The 16,142-nt window shown below is 46.1% G+C and carries 15 protein-coding genes; all 15 read left to right on the top strand.

All coding sequences use genetic code 11. The annotated features are described in order from the left end of the window. The first annotated feature begins 3 nt into the window (after positions 1 to 3). The 15 genes from ABE547_RS01025 (at position 4) to ABE547_RS00955 (ending at position 15,974) form a co-directional block, all read left to right on the top strand. Complete coding sequence (locus ABE547_RS01025; RefSeq protein ID WP_347377018.1) at positions 4 to 639, top strand: MAE_28990/MAE_18760 family HEPN-like nuclease; 636 nt, start codon at positions 4 to 6, stop codon at positions 637 to 639. A gap of 169 nt (positions 640 to 808) precedes the next feature. Then, positions 809 to 1,567, top strand: coding sequence for a hypothetical protein (locus tag ABE547_RS01020; protein WP_347377017.1), 759 nt, complete (start codon positions 809 to 811; stop codon positions 1,565 to 1,567). A 49-nt stretch (positions 1,568 to 1,616) separates the two neighbouring features. Next, on the top strand, positions 1,617 to 2,654 hold the full coding sequence (locus ABE547_RS01015) for a LacI family DNA-binding transcriptional regulator (RefSeq protein WP_347377016.1): 1,038 nt from the start codon (positions 1,617 to 1,619) through the stop codon (positions 2,652 to 2,654). 126 nt (positions 2,655 to 2,780) lie between these two features. Next, a complete protein-coding gene (locus tag ABE547_RS01010; protein ID WP_347377015.1) occupies positions 2,781 to 4,124 on the top strand; it encodes an MATE family efflux transporter in 1,344 nt (447 codons plus the stop codon). A 315-nt stretch (positions 4,125 to 4,439) separates the two neighbouring features. Further along, complete coding sequence (locus ABE547_RS01005; RefSeq protein ID WP_347377014.1) at positions 4,440 to 5,201, top strand: nitrogenase iron protein NifH; 762 nt, start codon at positions 4,440 to 4,442, stop codon at positions 5,199 to 5,201. Further along, positions 5,198 to 6,496, top strand: a complete 1,299-nt coding sequence (locus ABE547_RS01000; protein ID WP_347377013.1) for a nitrogenase component 1 — start codon at positions 5,198 to 5,200, stop codon at positions 6,494 to 6,496. The genes ABE547_RS01005 and ABE547_RS01000 overlap by 4 nt, the downstream gene beginning before the upstream one ends. Before the next feature lies 1 nt (position 6,497). Beyond that, entirely contained in the window at positions 6,498 to 7,538 is a 1,041-nt protein-coding gene (locus tag ABE547_RS00995; protein ID WP_347377012.1) for a nitrogenase component 1, read from the top strand. A 13-nt stretch (positions 7,539 to 7,551) separates the two neighbouring features. Beyond that, the gene (gene hypF / locus ABE547_RS00990) at positions 7,552 to 9,945 is read left to right on the top strand and encodes a carbamoyltransferase HypF (RefSeq protein ID WP_347377011.1); all 2,394 of its coding nucleotides are present in this window, start codon (positions 7,552 to 7,554) and stop codon (positions 9,943 to 9,945) included. Then, positions 9,918 to 10,127 carry a HypC/HybG/HupF family hydrogenase formation chaperone gene (locus ABE547_RS00985; RefSeq protein ID WP_347377010.1) on the top strand — a complete coding sequence of 70 codons (210 nt, stop codon included), beginning with the start codon at positions 9,918 to 9,920 and terminating at the stop codon, positions 10,125 to 10,127. The genes hypF and ABE547_RS00985 overlap by 28 nt, the downstream gene beginning before the upstream one ends. Continuing rightward, a complete protein-coding gene (gene hypD / locus ABE547_RS00980) occupies positions 10,127 to 11,176 on the top strand; it encodes a hydrogenase formation protein HypD (protein WP_347377009.1) in 1,050 nt (349 codons plus the stop codon). The genes ABE547_RS00985 and hypD overlap by 1 nt, the downstream gene beginning before the upstream one ends. Before the next feature lie 2 nt (positions 11,177 to 11,178). Next, entirely contained in the window at positions 11,179 to 12,198 is a 1,020-nt protein-coding gene (gene hypE / locus ABE547_RS00975) for a hydrogenase expression/formation protein HypE (RefSeq protein WP_347377008.1), read from the top strand. 269 nt (positions 12,199 to 12,467) lie between these two features. Beyond that, positions 12,468 to 12,731, top strand: coding sequence for a TM1266 family iron-only hydrogenase system putative regulator (locus tag ABE547_RS00970; RefSeq protein WP_347377007.1), 264 nt, complete (start codon positions 12,468 to 12,470; stop codon positions 12,729 to 12,731). Position 12,732: 1 nt separating this feature from the next. Further along, a complete protein-coding gene (locus ABE547_RS00965) occupies positions 12,733 to 13,491 on the top strand; it encodes a nitrogenase iron protein NifH (protein WP_347377006.1) in 759 nt (252 codons plus the stop codon). A 3-nt stretch (positions 13,492 to 13,494) separates the two neighbouring features. Then, positions 13,495 to 14,823: a nitrogenase component 1 gene (locus ABE547_RS00960; protein ID WP_347377005.1), complete on the top strand. Its 1,329-nt coding sequence runs from the start codon at positions 13,495 to 13,497 to the stop codon at positions 14,821 to 14,823. After that, a complete protein-coding gene (locus ABE547_RS00955; RefSeq protein WP_347377004.1) occupies positions 14,820 to 15,974 on the top strand; it encodes a nitrogenase component 1 in 1,155 nt (384 codons plus the stop codon). The genes ABE547_RS00960 and ABE547_RS00955 overlap by 4 nt, the downstream gene beginning before the upstream one ends. Positions 15,975 to 16,142 lie beyond the last annotated feature (168 nt).

The raw sequence follows: 16,142 nt of genomic DNA, 5'->3' as shown, positions 1-16,142 counted from the left end.
AAAATGCATCAACTTACAGAAGAAATTATTGCCAGTAAAGAGTGGCGGGTTAGGGAGTTAGAATCTTTAAAAAAGATAGGAGTTATTGCACTTAATGAGTATCCGGAAAGAGAACAACAACAATATTATAGAATGTGCATACCTTATATATATGCTCATTGGGAAGGATTTGTAGTTGAAAGTTTCAAATTACTCATTACATATTTGAATAATGAACAGTTAGATAAAAAAATTGTGATTAATGAATTATATACTTTTTCTTTACAAAAAGTATTGAAACCTCTTTCCGGAAAACAAAGTTTTGAGCAGTCATCTCAATTTGTGGAAAAATTTGTAAAAGATTTTGATAGAGAATTGTATATTGATCCGTCTTTGCTTACTGCGAATTCAAATTTGAATTATAAACAAATGACAATTATATTGAGTAAATTTGGGATGAATAATTGTTTAGAAAAATATAAATCAGATATAAATCAATTGGTAAATCAAAGAAATAGTATAGCTCATGGAGAAAATGGAATAATTATAGAAAGAAATCATGTTTCAAATAAAATAATGGTATTGCAAGAGATGTTTGATTTAATTATTCTGGAGTTTGAAAATTATTTATCTCAAAAGTCGTATTTAAAAAGTGTGTAAAATTATAAACATGGTGTGATAACACCATGATAACAAAATCCTCAAAAACCACATGGACACAGCGGAAAATACGTATTTTTCTGCACAAAATGCACGGGAAATAACCATTTAGTCTCCGCAACACACCATTTTGATACCTTGAAGAATGAAGAAAAAAGAGGGGGATCTTATGTCAAAAAGTTTACGCAATCTGATTGCTTTCATCATGCTCCTGTTTTTGTTCATGACGGTCTTTTCGGTGCTCATATCACAATGGGCAGATTCCGGACTGCTTTTTAGTGCATGGATGGAGATGCTGGAAGTGATTCCATTTGGAAAGCCGGTGGCACAGCTGGCTTTGAAGTTTTATTCTTCTGTTGTATCGGCTTCTGTGGATGAAGCTTATTATCTTGCAGGATTAAAGACATTAACAGTACTGGACTTCCTGGAGGATTTCTGTAAAATGTGTCTGACGGCAGTCGTGTATGAGGCGTTATCAAAGGCGGGAATTGCCTGGATGGAGATCAGTCAGGAAAAGAATGTCTGGGTCGTTATTCAGAAAATTCTCTGGGAAATTGCCTGTGCTTTTATATCAGCTGTAACGGCGGGGCTGTTACTTAAGTTTTTATATGAACAGATGAAACAGCTGTCAGGAACGATGACGGCTCTGATCTCATCCGCTGTGACAGTGATCATTATCGCAGGAGGTGTCTGGATATTCCATCTTCTGCTTGAGATTGGCTTTGGACTCGCAATCGGATATGTGCTTGTGAAGATGATTCTTATGAACTGCTGCAAATTACTGGTTACATATATGCTGACTGCTTTTGTGCTGATCTGTCTGTCAGAGGGCACCTATGGCATGCTGTTAGGAGGACTCGGGTCCTGGGCCTTCGTAATTATCATCATCATCGGGATTGACCTGGTTCTGGACAGTGTGTTCCAGTAATTGGTGTTTTCCATGAATATGAGCGGAATTTGACGTCAAAGGAGAAGTTATGGAAGAGCATCGTATCCGGATCCGCGATATCGCGGATGAATTGGGGCTAAGTACAGCAACGGTATCGAATGTGTTGCATGGAAAGACGAAAAAGGTCTCCGATGAGACGGTGAAGAGAGTTCAGGCGCTTCTGGAGGAGCGCCAGTACATTCCCAGTATGGCCGGAATTCTGCTTGCACAGAATTCTTCAAAGATTATTGGTGTTGTTGTCAATGATCATGAAAAATATGAAGGGCATGTGCTGGAAGATGTTTTTATCGCTTCTTCACTGAACAGTCTGTCTACAGAGATTGAAGAAGAAGGACAGTTCATGATGATCAAAAAGACCAGAGATCCGGAGGAGATCATCCGCTTCGCTTCCATGTGGAATATGGACGGTCTGGTTCTGATCGGATTCTGTGAACAGGATTATATGCATCTGAGAAATCATATGCGGATTCCATTTGTCGTCTATGACGGATACTGTGATCATACGGAACGTATCTGCAATATTACGATTGATAATTACGATGGAGGATTTCAGGCAGGTCTTTGTCTGAAGGAAAAAGGATGCCAGAAAGCGCTCTGTGTATCGGACAATGACATCTGTGTCGATAAAGAACGTTATGAAGGATTCTGTGACGGACTGGGAAAAGACAGGGTGGATTTCCTGATGGTTCCCATGCAAAAGGAGAAACGTCTTGCTTATTATCAGGAACATCTGAAGCAGATACAGGAGTATGAGGCGATTTTTGCAGTTTCTGACTCTTATGCCATAGAGCTGATGCATTTTCTTGCAGTGCAGGGGATCCGGGTTCCGGAGGATATGATGGTGATTGGTTTTGATGATATGCCTATCTGCAGGACCAATACTCCCACTTTGACCTCCGTGCGTCAGGATGTGAAAAGACGTGCACAGATTGCCATACAGAAGCTGAAAGAATTGAAAGAAAAAAGGGAATCAGAGACAGAGATGGTAATTCCGGTACAATTGATAGAACGAGAAAGTACCAGAGGATATATAAACCGCAAATATAATAAAAATGAAGAAGCGTGATGTTTGTAGAAAATATACAAATATCACGCTTCTTTTTTGTTGAGGGTTACGCGTTTAACCTTTGAACCCATATTGGAAGACCGATAGAATGTAGACAGGAAGGAAAAAGAAAGGAAATGAATACTCATGAAACAGAATCAGACATTTTTTCGTATGGTATGCAATCTTGCAATTCCGGTGGCATTACAGTCCATGCTTCAGTCATCGTTCAGCATGGTTGATCAGCTGATGATTGGACAGCTTGGCAGTGTCAGCGTTGCAGGTGTCGGACTGGCAGCAAAATTCTCCTCTGTATTTTCAGTGATACTTTCGGCAGTCGGAGCAGTTGCAGGAATTATGATTTCGCAGTATCTGGGACAGAAGAATCACGCAGAAGTCAGCAGAAGCTTTCTCGTGAATCTGAGTGTGTCGGCAGGAATTGCATGTGTGTTTACAGGAGCTGCCATATTGTTCCCAAAGGAGATCTTAAGACTTTATACTTTGGATCAGACAGTGGTTCAATCGGGTGCTTCTTATCTGGCATATGTTGGGGGAAGTTTTCTTCCGATGACGGTTGCCTCTATGGTGGCTGTGATGCTTCGCTACATGGAGAAGGCGGTACTTCCGTTGTATGCAGGTATCGCGGCGGCAGTGCTGAATACGGGATTGAACTATATATTGATCTTTGGAAAGCTTGGAATGCCTGCCATGGGAGCGAATGGGGCGGCTGTTGCGACTGTCATTTCGCAGATTGTTTATCTTGTTATCATCTGTATTATGATGTTTAGATACCAGGAAGTATTTTACGAAAGAGAACCGGGAGAGAGAAAAGCTTCATTTCAGTGGAGACAGTATCTGTTATTGATTGTTCCCGTCTTTGTCTGTGAATTGATGTGGAGTCTTGGGGAAAATGTATATGCGGGTATCTATGGACATCTTGGAACCGATGCTGCAGCGGCCGTGACACTGACCAATCCGATCCAGGGGCTGATGATAGGGGCGCTGTGTGGGCTCGCTCAGGCAGCAGGAGTCATCATCGGAAAGAAACTTGGTCGTGAAGAATATGAGGAAGCATATCAGGCTGCGAAGAAACTGATGCTGTATGGTCTGGTGGGATCGCTGGTTTTGTCCGGAATCATAGCAGCTTTCAGTCGATTTTATGTCGAAATCTATCAGGTTGAAAGCGAGGTGAAGCAGCTCACGGTAAACGTTCTGACGGCGTATGCAGTGATTGCCCCGGTAAAAGTGGAAAATATGATACTGGGGAGCGGTATTCTTCGAAGTGGAGGAAAGACACAGTATGTGATGATGATAGATCTGATCGGAACCTGGATGTTCGGAGTTCCGCTTGGAATCGTGGCGGCATTTGTGCTGGGTCTTCCGGTGTACCAGGTATATTTTATACTTTCATTAGAGGAATGTATCCGGTTTGCGTTGTCAGTCGCAGTATTCCGGAGAAAAAAATGGATGCAGATGCTAGGAAAACAGTAGAAGGATGTAAATGAATACCTCTTTTGCTTGTGACAATAATAACGTTTGTTGACGCATATTCATGGATAAGTTATAATGGAATAACCAACAGCAGACGGAGAGAAGATTTCTATCCGGATGTGTGAAAAAAGGAAGATACAGACTCTGACGGCGAGGAAGATCCGAGCGGGAATAGTTATTGTATGAAAGAAAGCATGCTTTGGAGCTCTTGGTATGGAGAAAGAGCTTCTGAAAGGATGTCTGAGTATGATAGCTCTTTTGCCGCATCGGCAGAAGGGCTTTTTGATTTGTAAGCTGTAAGATATGGAGGTTATTATGTTAAAGGTTGCAATCTATGGGAAAGGTGGGATCGGCAAGTCTACGGTCACATCAAATCTGGCAGCAGCATTTGCCATGCTGGGGAAAAAAGTGATCCAGATCGGCTGTGATCCAAAGGCAGACTCAACAATTAATCTGTTAGGAGGCGAGCCATTAAGACCGGTCATGAATTATATGAGAGAAGAGGATGAAGATCCGGAAAGGCTGGAAGATATCTCAAAAGAAGGATTTGGAGGGGTACTCTGTATTGAGACAGGGGGACCGACACCGGGACTGGGGTGTGCCGGAAGAGGAATCATTGCAACTTTTCAGCTTCTGGAAGATATGAGATTATTTGAGAATTATCAGCCGGATGTGGTGCTGTACGATGTACTCGGAGATGTGGTATGCGGTGGATTTGCCGCTCCGATCCGGGAAGGTTATGCAGAAAAAGTTCTGATCGTGACTTCCGGAGAAAAGATGGCGCTCTATGCAGCGAATAATATATCCAAAGCAGTAAGGAACTTTGAGGATCGAAGCTATGCAAAGGTGTTTGGCATCGTGCTGAATCACAGAAATGTGGAAAATGAAAAAGAAAAGGTTCAGGCATTTGCACAGGAAAGTAACATTCCGATCGTCGGAGAGATTCCGAGAAGCGATGAGATTATTCGTTATGAAGATCAGGGCAAAACGGTGATCGAAGGAGATCCGGAATCTCCGATCAGCCGTCGGTTTTTTGATCTGGCAGAATTGTTATTGAAAGATGAGGAGGAAGTATGATTCAGGAAGCATATTATTGTACGGCAAAAGAGCTGGCAGAGCGTGGCAGGGATGAGATTCCACCGCAGTTCATATCAAATACGCATCTGATATACAGTTCTCCGGCAACGCTTGCATTTAACTCTCCGGGAGCAGAGGGGTTCGGAGTAAAGAGGGCAGGACTTGCAGTGCCGGGATCTATTATGCTGATTGTGGCACCGGGGTGTTGCGGACGCAATACATCTCTGATCAGTTCCATGAGAGAATATGACAACCGGTTTTTCTACCTGCTGATGGATGAGACAGATATTGTGACGGGCCGGCATCTGAAGAAGATCCCGAAGGCAGTGAAGGAGATCTGTGAAGAACTGGATGAGAAACCTTCGGTTGTGATGATCTGTATTACCTGTGTGGATGCGCTCCTTGGAACCGATATGGAACGAATCTGCAGAAAGGCGACGGAAGAAGCAGGCCTTCCGGTGCGTCCGTGTTATATGTATGCACTGACAAGAGAGGGACGTAAGCCACCGATGGTACACGTCAGACAGTCATTATATTCCCTTCTGGAACCACGGAAGAAAAAGGGAAATGTTGTGAATCTTCTGGGATTTTTCTCACCGCTTGTGGATGACTGCGAGCTGTATGATCTGTTAAAGCAGGCAGGGGTCAGGACGATCCATGAGATCTCACGCTGCAAAGACTACGAAGAATATCTGACGATGTCGGAAGCGAATTTTAATCTGGTACTGCATCCGGAGGCAAGATATGCAGCGGAAGATTTTCACGACAGGCTGAAGATTCCGTTTATTGAGCTTACCAGACTGTATCAGATCGATAAGATCGCCAGTCAGTACCGGGCTTTTGGTGCGGCTCTTGGCGTAACATTTGCAGATGAAGACAGGAAGCAGGAAGCCGAGAAAGCAGTAAAGACCTTCCGGGAAGCCTGTCCGGGAGCAGCTTTTGCCGTAGGAGAATGTATGAACGGAGATGCGTTTGAACTCTCACTGGCACTGGTTCGATATGGATTTGCGGTAAAAGAGATCTATGGCACGATTACAGCAGAGAATTTTATCTATCTGAAACAGCTGGCGGCAATCAGTCCGGATACAAGAGTTTATTCAAATCTGGAACCGACCATGTTGTATTATGATCCGGACGAATCCGGTGTGAATCTGACGATCGGAAAAGATGCCGGTTATTATCATCAGACCTGCCCGAATGTCGTATGGAATCAGGATCGTCAGCCTTATGGATATGCAGGAGTGCGAAGATTATTTGAGGCGCTGACAGAAGCTGTGGCAGAACAGGAGGATTAGGATGAAGGGACTTAGAAAATATCTGACACCATTTGCGCCGGATCAGTCCGGAGCAGTATCTGTACTCTATGAGCTTGGCGGAATTCTGGTCATCTGCGATGCGGGTGGATGTACCGGTAATATCTGTGGATTTGACGAACCGCGTTGGTTTACACATAAAAGTGCGGTGTTCAGTGCCGGACTTCGTGATATGGATGCAATCCTTGGACGGGATGACCGACTGGTGGCAAAGCTTGCGGACGCAGCAGAAAAGCTGGAAGCATCCTTTGCTGCGATCATCGGAACTCCGGTTCCGGCAGTCATTGGAACAGACTATCGTGCATTGGAGCGTATGAGTGAAAAAAAGATGGATCTTACGGTCTTGACAGTCGATACAGATGGAATGGAATTATATGATGCAGGAGAGGAAAAGGCGTATCTGGCGCTGTTTCAGACATTTGCAAAAGAAAAACTGCCGGTTGTGAAAGGACGGGTCGGTGTAATCGGAGCGACGCCGCAGGATCTGAGTGATCTTAAGGAAGCTGACCGGATACGGGACAGACTTCAGGAAACATGCGGGTATCAGGCAGTCTGCTATGGAATGGGTGCAGGACTTGCGGAAGTGAAAAAGGCGTCCTCTGCTGAAAAAAATCTGGTGGTATCCCCGGCTGCACTTGCTGCGGCGAAATATCTGGAATCCACATATGGAACACCATATGAGATTGGCTATCCGACGGCAGAAGATCAGGTGGCAAAGTTGGATCATTCCGGGAAACGGATCCTGATCGTACACCAGCAGGTACTGGCCAATGCAATCAGGAATGAGATACAGGCGCAGTGGGATCATGCAGAGATTACGGTAGCAAGCTGGTTTACGCTTAAGAAGGAGCTGAAACAGGGGCAGGACGTTGCATTAAAAGAGGAAGAAGATTATATAGAACTGGTAAGAGGCGGAGCATGGGATGTAATATATGCAGATGCATGTATGCAGAAAATGGTTCCGGAATATTCCGGAACGTTTATAGACGTCCCGCATTTTGCTGTTTCAGGCAGAATGAGATAAGGTGGAATGACGGATGGAAGAGAAAATAACCAGAAGGATACGCGTATATGGGATTGTGCAGGGAGTTGGATTTCGTCCTACGGTGAGCCGGCACGCTGCAAAGAATGGAATCCGGGGCAGTGTGTGCAATAAAGGACCGTATGTAGAGATCTATGCACAGGGGACCAGAGCCCAGGTAGATGGATTTCTGGAGGATCTCAGAGAGTGCCCGCCAAAACGTGCGGCGATTCTGAAGATGAATGTGGAAGCACAGGAGAATCCGGAAACGTATGCGGAATTTGAGATTATAGAGAGTGAAAAAACAAAGGGAGAGATATTCGTTTCTCCGGATATTGCTATCTGTGATGAATGTAAAGAGGAGATGTATGATCCGGATAATCGTCGGTATCTGCATCCATTTATTAACTGTACCTGCTGTGGTCCAAGGCTAACCATTCTGGATTCGCTTCCTTATGATCGCGAGCGTACCAGCATGAAGGAGTTTCCGATGTGCCCGGAGTGCGCAGAAGAATATTACGACCAACAGACCAGACGCTATGATGCACAGCCGGTCTGCTGCAATACGTGTGGGCCGGAAGTTTATCTGATTGGAAGAAAAGAACGGGGAAGAGATGCAATCACATATACCAGGCAGGTGATACGTGCAGGAGGAATTGTTGCGATCAAAGGAATCGGCGGATTTCATCTGTGCTGTGATGCGACCAATGAAGAGGCGGTTGCAAAGCTGCGTAAGAGAAAGCGGCGTCCGGAAAAACCCTTTGCAGTTATGGCAAGGGATATTGATGCAGTAAGAAGAGCATGTGAAGTGACGGAAGTTCAGGAGAAGGTGCTGACGGGACATCAGAAACCAATCCTGCTGCTGGGAAGAACTACGGATTCATGTGTCGCGCCTTCTGTGGCGCCGGGAAATCCAAAGATCGGCATGATGCTTCCCTACGCACCGGTACAGCTGCTTTTGTTTCAATATGATGATGGTATAGAGATGCCGGATTATCTGGTTATGACAAGTGGTAATACTTCCGGCGCCCCAATCTGCAGAGATGACGAAGAGGCGACGGAGGAGCTGGCATATCTGTGCGACTGCATACTGTCGCACGACCGGAAGATTCGGATACGGGCCGACGATTCGGTTATGGATTATTATAAAGGAGAGCCATATATGATCAGGCGTTCCAGAGGATATGCACCGCTTCCGTTCATGGTTTCCGAACCATGGAAGGGACAGGTGATAGCCGTTGGAGGAGAATTGAAAAACACCTTCTGTATCGGGGTGGACGGACGATTTTATCCGTCTCCGTACGTGGGAGATCTGGAAGACATCCGTACAGTGCGGGCCCTGAAGGAGACCATTACACGCCTGGAAACGCTTCTGGAAGCAGAACCGCAGGCAGCAGTCTGTGACCTGCATCCCAGATATAATTCAACGACGATCGCAGAAGAACTGGGACTTCCACTGATGAAAGTCCAGCATCATTATGCACATGTTCTGTCGTGTATGGCAGAAAATGACTGTTCGGATCCTGTGATTGGAATCTCATTTGACGGAACAGGCTACGGAACGGATGGAACAGTATGGGGAGGAGAAATCCTTGCTGCGGATTATGAAGGATTTGCACGGATTGGAAGTATAGAACCGTTTCTTCAGATCGGCGGTGATGTATCTGCAAAAGAAGGATGGCGGATCGCGGTCTCTCTCATCTATGGATATACAAAGAACCGGGAAGAAACCGCACAGAGGGTTCGACAGCTTGATTTGTGCAGCGACGCAGAGTGCAGTGTACAGTTGACTATGGCAGAAAGACAGCTGAATGCGATCGTATCCACCAGCGCAGGCCGGCTTTTTGATGGCGTGAGTGCGATTCTGGGGATTCGAAGAGCATCGACTTTTGAGGGAGAAGCGTCTACTGCACTGGAATATGCGGCAGAAGAATATGAGAAAAAACGGAAAATAGAAGGAACGGTTCCGGGATACCGGGAGCCGGAGGAGCGATGGAAATGGTCGCTTCTTTCTGAAGATCAGGATGGAAGAATGATTCTGAATACAGGAGAACTTGTGAGACGGATTGCAGAGGCAAAGCTTCAGGGAGAAGATGTACAGAAGCTTGCGTATCAATTTCATGAAGCACTCGCATCTATGATCAGAGCAGCATGTATCAGAGTACGTCGGGAGACGGGCAGGAATCTTGTTGCGCTGAGCGGAGGTGTATTTCAGAATCAACTGCTTCTTGGGCTTACGGATGAGCTTTTAACCCGGGAAGGATTTCGGGTGCTGCGTCACCGTATGGTTCCGCCGAATGACGGGGGAATTGCCCTGGGACAGGCAGCGTATGCAATGTATCAGATCAATCGTAATATGGAATTATCAGGAGGAGAATCAATATGTGTGTCGGATTATCAGCAAAAGTAGTAAAGATAGGTGAAGGCGTGGCAATTGTGGATGCAGACGGAGCTAAGAGAGAAGTCTCTTCACAGCTGATAGAGGATCTGGAGCCGGGTGATTATGTTATGGTTCATGCAGGGGTTGCAATTGCCAGAATCACAGATGAAGATGAGAATGAGACGGATCAGCTTTTGGAGGAATTGTTGTAATGGGAGAAGAAAAGAAAAAAACGGCAAAGGAAATCATAGAGACGTATGATGGACCTCCGGTCCGGATCATGGAAGTATGTGGGACACATACACATGAGAACTTCCGGTTGGGGATCCGCAAGATTCTTCCGCCCCAGGTGGAACTGATCTCCGGACCCGGATGTCCGGTCTGTGTTACTCCGGTAGGGTTTATAGATGAGGCAGTATATCTTGCTCTTGAACGTGGTGTTACCATCTGTACGTTTGGAGATCTTGTCCGGGTGCCGGGAACAAAGATGAGCCTTGCGGGTGCAAGAGCCGAAGGAGCAAAGGTACATATTGTGTATTCTCCTGCGGATGCAGAAAAATATGCAGTGAGTCATCCGGAAGAAGAAGTAGTGTTCCTTTCCGTCGGATTTGAGACGACAACGCCGGCCGGATGTCTGTCAGTAAAAAAGGCAAAAGAGGACGGAATTGAGAATTATTCTCTTCTGGTTGCCAATAAGACGATGCCGGGAGCGTATGCGGCATTAAAAGGAAGCGCGGATGTATTCCTGTACCCGGGACATGTCAACGCAATAACCGGAACTACGCTATGTGAGTCTCTCGTTCAGGAGGGTGTCAGCGGAGTTGTGGCAGGATTTACGGCAAAGGAACTGCTGACTGCACTTGCAGTTGCGTTGGTCAGATATCAGGAAGGAAAACCATTTTTTGTAAACTGCTACCCGAGAGTGGTGACACGGGAGGGAAGTGTTGAAGCACAGAAATTAGCAGATGATTTGATGGAGTCCTGTGATTCGGAATGGAGAGGCCTGGGAGTTATTCCGGGATCCGGGTTAAAGCTCAGGAAAGAATGGCAGGCATACGATGCAAGAATCAAGTATCAGATACCAAAGATAGAAGGAAAACCGAATCCGGCATGCCGGTGCGGGGATGTGCTTCAGGGCAAATGCAAACCGTCAGACTGTAAAGTGTTTGGTAAAGGTTGTACACCACAGCATCCGATCGGAGCCTGTATGGTCTCCAATGAAGGAGCCTGTTCGGCATATTTTAGTTATGGAGGAGAATAGTCATGGAGAGTTCAATAAAAAATCAGACAGTAACAATGGCACATGGGGCAGGTGGAAAACAGACATCGGAATTGATCGATCAGGTATTCAAGGCACATTTTGCCAATCCGGATCTGACTGCTGATGATGCGGCGGTACTGACCCCGCCGGCAGGAAAGATGGCGGTCTCAACAGATGGATTCATCGTGTCACCGGCGTTCTTTCCGGGAGGAAATATCGGCAAACTGTCCATCTGCGGTACGGTCAATGATCTTGCATGTATGGGAGCAAAACCACTGTATCTGACCTGTGCATTTGTCATAGAAGAAGGATTTCCGATGGAGAAGCTCGAAGAGATCGCAGCGGCAATGGAAAAGACAGCAAAAGAAGCAGGTGTGCGTATTGTATCCGGAGATACAAAAGTAGCCGGAAAAGGGCAGGTAGATGGAATATTCATCACAACGACAGGAGTAGGAGAGATTGAAGAAGGGGTAAGCACTTCCGGAGATTATGCAAAACCCGGAGATGCCATCATTGTAACCGGAGATATCGGAAGACATGGCTGTACAATCCTGCTTGCAAGAGAAGATTTTGGAATCGAAGCAGACGTTACGAGTGACTGCGCGCCGCTTTGGGGCAGTGTGCAGGCAGTCATGAATGCAACACATGATATTCACGTAATCCGGGATGCAACACGCGGCGGTGTCGGAACCGTATTATATGAGATTGCAGGCCAGAGTAAAGTCGGAATCCGTCTGGACGCTGCTTCCATTCCGGTAGCACCGGAAGTAAAAGGAGTCTGCGGTATGCTTGGTCTGGAACCACTGTACCTCGCATGCGAAGGTCGCCTTGTCATAATGGCACCAAAAAATGTTGCCCCGCATATCGTAGAGGCACTTCGCGCATGCCCATATTCACAGGATGCAGCAATCATCGGAGAAGTCACCGAAGAACAACCCGGCCGCGTCATCATGACAACTGAGATCGGAACCCAGGCACTGCTCCCACAGCCAGGAGGTGAACTACTGCCGAGGATATGTTAATACAAAGTTCCCGGTTCACAGCCGCCGTGGGATGCACTGTGGGATCGTCGGACTTGTCCGAACGAGACTGCAGCGTATCCCACGGCGAGCCTGCGAAGCAGGGACTCCCACACATAAGCAAAACAGAAGCTGCAAAGCAGCGACGACATCGGAAGATGTCGGGTTTTGCGCATGAGGGGGAGGACTGGGAACCGAAAGGGATGAGAAGAAGCGAAGCAGGGACTCCCCGCACATAAGCAAAACAGAAGAAGCGACAGCAGGAGGAATCTATGGAAACAAGAGTTGCAGTCATTTCCATCATCGTGGAAAACGAAAATGTAATTGAAGAATTAAACCATCTTCTGCACGGAGCAGGAAGATACATTATTGGAAGAATGGGAATCCCCTATCGTGAAAAAGGGATTAACATTATCAGTATAGCGATTGATGCACCACAGGATGTGATCAGTGCATTATCAGGAAAGATCGGTCGTCTGAAGGGTGTCTCCACAAAGACGGCATATTCGAATGTGATTACGAAAGCTGGTGAGTAAAGTGATAAAAATAGCAGTATATGGAAAAGGCGGAATCGGTAAATCCACGACTGTTTCCAATGTGGCAGCCGCTCTGGCAGAGCAGGGACTAAAGGTAATGCAGATCGGGTGTGATCCCAAAGCAGATTCAACCCTGCAGCTTCGACATGGTGATCCGATTCCGACTGTGCTGGAATTATATAATCAGAAAAAGAACGAATTTCAGCTGGAAGATATGGTGAGAATCGGTACAAACGGTGTGATCTGTGTGGAGGCGGGAGGTCCGACACCGGGACTTGGCTGTGCAGGCCGTGGAATCATCACAGCACTTGAAAAACTGAAAGAAAAAGGTGCTTATGAGACATATCAGCCGGATGTTGTGCTGTATGATGTGTTGGGAGACGTGGTATGCGGAGGGTTTTCCATGCCGATGAGAAATGGGTATGCGGATCAGGTGTTTATTATCACTTCCGGAGAAAATATGGCGATCCATGCAGCGGCGAATATTGCCATGGCGGTTACAAATTTTAAAAACCGTGGATACGCATCGCTGGGAGGAATCATTCTGAACCGGCGGGAAGTAAAAAGAGAAGCAGAAAAAGTGGGAGAGCTTGCAGATGATTTTCATACAAGTGTAATTGGCTCATTATCCCATTGTGAACTGGTAACACAGGCAGAGGAGCAGAAAAAGATTCTTCTGGAGTGTTACCCGGACAGTGATATGGCACAGGAATATCGTTTGCTGGCTCGTCAGATACTGGAAGCCTGTCAGGAGGAATAACAGATGCTAAAAAGAGTAGGAGAGACAATAGATACAGAAGGTGCAGTGATTCAGATCAAAGATGCATCATATCCGGCTCCCTTTGCTTCTGAGCTGGAATTCAATTCTCCGGTTCATGGCAACTGGAATATTGTACATACTGGTATGATGCTTCCGGAAGCCAGGCAGATCTATGTGTGTGCAGATAACTGCATGCGCGGAGTGGTGCTTACAGCTGCAGAGATGAATGCAGCAGACAGATTTTCATTTGTGATTGTGGAAGAGGAACACCTTCTTAATGGCAATCTGGAAGATGTCACGATCGAAGGGGTGTCGGATGTTATTGAAAAGCTGACAGAACAACCAAAGGCGGTTTTGTTATTTACGGTCTGTCTGCACCATTTCCTGGGATGTGATCTGGAAAGAGTGTACAAAGAGCTGGAGGAACGGTATCCGGATATTACATTTATCCGCTGTTATATGGACCCTATCATGCAGAAGACCGGGCTGACACCGGATCAGAAACTGCGAAAGGCGATGTTCGATCCGCTGCCGGAATGTCCAACGGATCCGAAAAGTGTAAGCCTTCTTGGGATGGACTTTGCGCTGGATGAGACCAGTGATATCTCCAGAATATTGTGTGAACATGGATACAATCTACGTGAACTTCCGAAGTGTCACAGCTGGGAAGAATATCTGCAGATGGCTTCTTCAAAGCTGTTCATCTCCTGTTATCCGCCCGGGAAATATGGCGCTGAAGTGCAGGCGAAAAGACTTGGAAGAAAGCACCTGTACCTTCCGGCATGCTTCGGATATGAGGAGATTACAAGGCACCTGACTGAACTTGCAGAGGCACTGGGACTTCCGGATCCGAATCTGGAACAGGAGGTACAGACTTGTGAAATGGCTCTGGAACGGGCGCGAAAAGTGATCGGAGATATGCCGGTTGCCATAGACTATCTGTTTCATCCAAGACCGCTTGGTCTGGCAAGACTGCTTTTATCACATGGATTTTCAGTAAAGACGGTTTATCTGGACAGTATCAGTCCGGAAGAGAGGGAAGATTATGTGTGGCTTCAGGAACATGCACCGAATCTTCAGCTTGCGGCGACGATTCAGGTGAAGATGCGTGTACTTCCAAGAGGCAGTGAGAAGGAAGTGCTGGCGATCGGACAGAAGGCGGCATGGTTTACGGGAAGCAGGCATTTTGTAAATATGGTTCAGGGTGCTGGTCTGTATGGATTTGATGGGATCCGCAGGCTTACGGAACTTATGAGTGAAGCATACCAGGAAGAAAAAGATACAGAAAATCTTGTGATTCAAAAGGGATGGGGGTGTGAGTGCTGCCTATGAGACAATCTTATCGTATCATACCGGTATATACTGCAGATGTATCCGGAGTCTGCTCTGCGTTATATGAACTGGGCGGCATGACGGTCATGCATGATCCGTCCGGATGTAATTCTACCTATAATACACATGATGAAATCCGCTGGTATGATCAGGACAGTCTGATCTTTATCTCCGGGTTGAGCGAGATTGATGCTATTATGGGAAATGATAACAAATTGATTCATGATATTGAGAAAGCTGCCTCTGATCTTCATCCGCAATTTATTGCGCTGGCGGGTTCTCCGATCCCTTATATGAATGGAACGGACTTTCCGGCTATTGCACAGGTGATTGAGCAGGAGACAAGGATTCCGACATTTTCGGTACCCACAAATGGGATGCATGATTATGTGTATGGAGCAGGAATTGCACTTGCAGAGATCGCGGAGCGCTTTACAGATCCAGGATGCAGATGCACAGATCAGAGAACATTGAATCTGATCGGTGTGACACCTTTGGATTTCGGACCGCTTTCTCATGTGAAAAAGCTAAAAGAGAATCTGGAATCCAGGGGATGGAAGATCGTCTCTACATGGGCGATGGGAGATGAACTGGAACAACTTTCACGCGCCGGAGAAGCAGCCGTGAATCTGGTAGTATCCTCTGTTGGTATCCGGGCGGCGAAGGTACTGGAGAGAAAATTTCATACCCCATATGTGATTGGAACTCCGGTGGGAGGATTTACAAAGATAATATCAGAAATTCTGGAACAGACAGTCTCAAAACGGATAGATTGGGAAAACGGGGATGGTGACAAGCCGGTAAACCGTATTGCTTATCTGGAGAAGCGTCTTCCTGGAGATCCGCAGATTACACTGATCGGGGAGCCTGTAACGATGGGATCACTGGTGGCATCAATAGAACAGAAAATTTCCCGTCCTGTGCAGATTATATGTCCGCTGGATGAAACGAAAGGTCTTCTGGGACCAAATGATGTAGCAGTACGTGGGGAAGAGGAAGCAGAAGAGAAGTTAAAAGATGCCAAAATCATTGTGGCAGATCCGCTGTATCATCCGATCTGTCCGGAGGGCTGTCAGTTCTGTGAACTGCCGCATATTGCTTTTTCCGGAAGAATCTACGTAAAACGACTTTTGCCACTTGCAGAAATGTAAAAAATAAAATCCACTGTATTTTCTTTTCTAATACAGTGGATTTTTAATGAATCATGTCCATTGGAATATACCTCTTTCTTTAAAATTATGAGTTGAAAATTAATTTTTCGGTGGTCCGTCCTCCTTATTCTTTATTAGGATCTTTGATTTTAACTTATCCCGTACATT

The sequence above is a fragment of the Dorea sp. YH-dor226 genome (assembly GCF_039832105.1).
Lineage (GTDB): Bacteria > Bacillota > Clostridia > Lachnospirales > Lachnospiraceae > Dorea_A.
The sequence above is the reverse complement of the archived record's forward strand: the minus strand, read 5'-3'. Positions and strand labels throughout refer to the sequence as shown.

What these genes read in the sequence shown, in the direction of transcription:
- ABE547_RS01025 (WP_347377018.1), top strand. Translation starts at nt 4, where the DNA reads ATGCATCAACTTACAGAAGAAATTATTGCCAGTAAAGAGTGGCGGGTT.
- ABE547_RS01020 (WP_347377017.1), top strand. Translation starts at nt 809, where the DNA reads ATGTCAAAAAGTTTACGCAATCTGATTGCTTTCATCATGCTCCTGTTT.
- ABE547_RS01015 (WP_347377016.1), top strand. Translation starts at nt 1,617, where the DNA reads ATGGAAGAGCATCGTATCCGGATCCGCGATATCGCGGATGAATTGGGG.
- ABE547_RS01010 (WP_347377015.1), top strand. Translation starts at nt 2,781, where the DNA reads ATGAAACAGAATCAGACATTTTTTCGTATGGTATGCAATCTTGCAATT.
- ABE547_RS01005 (WP_347377014.1), top strand. Translation starts at nt 4,440, where the DNA reads ATGTTAAAGGTTGCAATCTATGGGAAAGGTGGGATCGGCAAGTCTACG.
- ABE547_RS01000 (WP_347377013.1), top strand. Translation starts at nt 5,198, where the DNA reads ATGATTCAGGAAGCATATTATTGTACGGCAAAAGAGCTGGCAGAGCGT.
- ABE547_RS00995 (WP_347377012.1), top strand. Translation starts at nt 6,498, where the DNA reads ATGAAGGGACTTAGAAAATATCTGACACCATTTGCGCCGGATCAGTCC.
- hypF (WP_347377011.1), top strand. Translation starts at nt 7,552, where the DNA reads ATGGAAGAGAAAATAACCAGAAGGATACGCGTATATGGGATTGTGCAG.
- ABE547_RS00985 (WP_347377010.1), top strand. Translation starts at nt 9,918, where the DNA reads ATGTGTGTCGGATTATCAGCAAAAGTAGTAAAGATAGGTGAAGGCGTG.
- hypD (WP_347377009.1), top strand. Translation starts at nt 10,127, where the DNA reads ATGGGAGAAGAAAAGAAAAAAACGGCAAAGGAAATCATAGAGACGTAT.
- hypE (WP_347377008.1), top strand. Translation starts at nt 11,179, where the DNA reads ATGGAGAGTTCAATAAAAAATCAGACAGTAACAATGGCACATGGGGCA.
- ABE547_RS00970 (WP_347377007.1), top strand. Translation starts at nt 12,468, where the DNA reads ATGGAAACAAGAGTTGCAGTCATTTCCATCATCGTGGAAAACGAAAAT.
- ABE547_RS00960 (WP_347377005.1), top strand. Translation starts at nt 13,495, where the DNA reads ATGCTAAAAAGAGTAGGAGAGACAATAGATACAGAAGGTGCAGTGATT.
- ABE547_RS00955 (WP_347377004.1), top strand. Translation starts at nt 14,820, where the DNA reads ATGAGACAATCTTATCGTATCATACCGGTATATACTGCAGATGTATCC.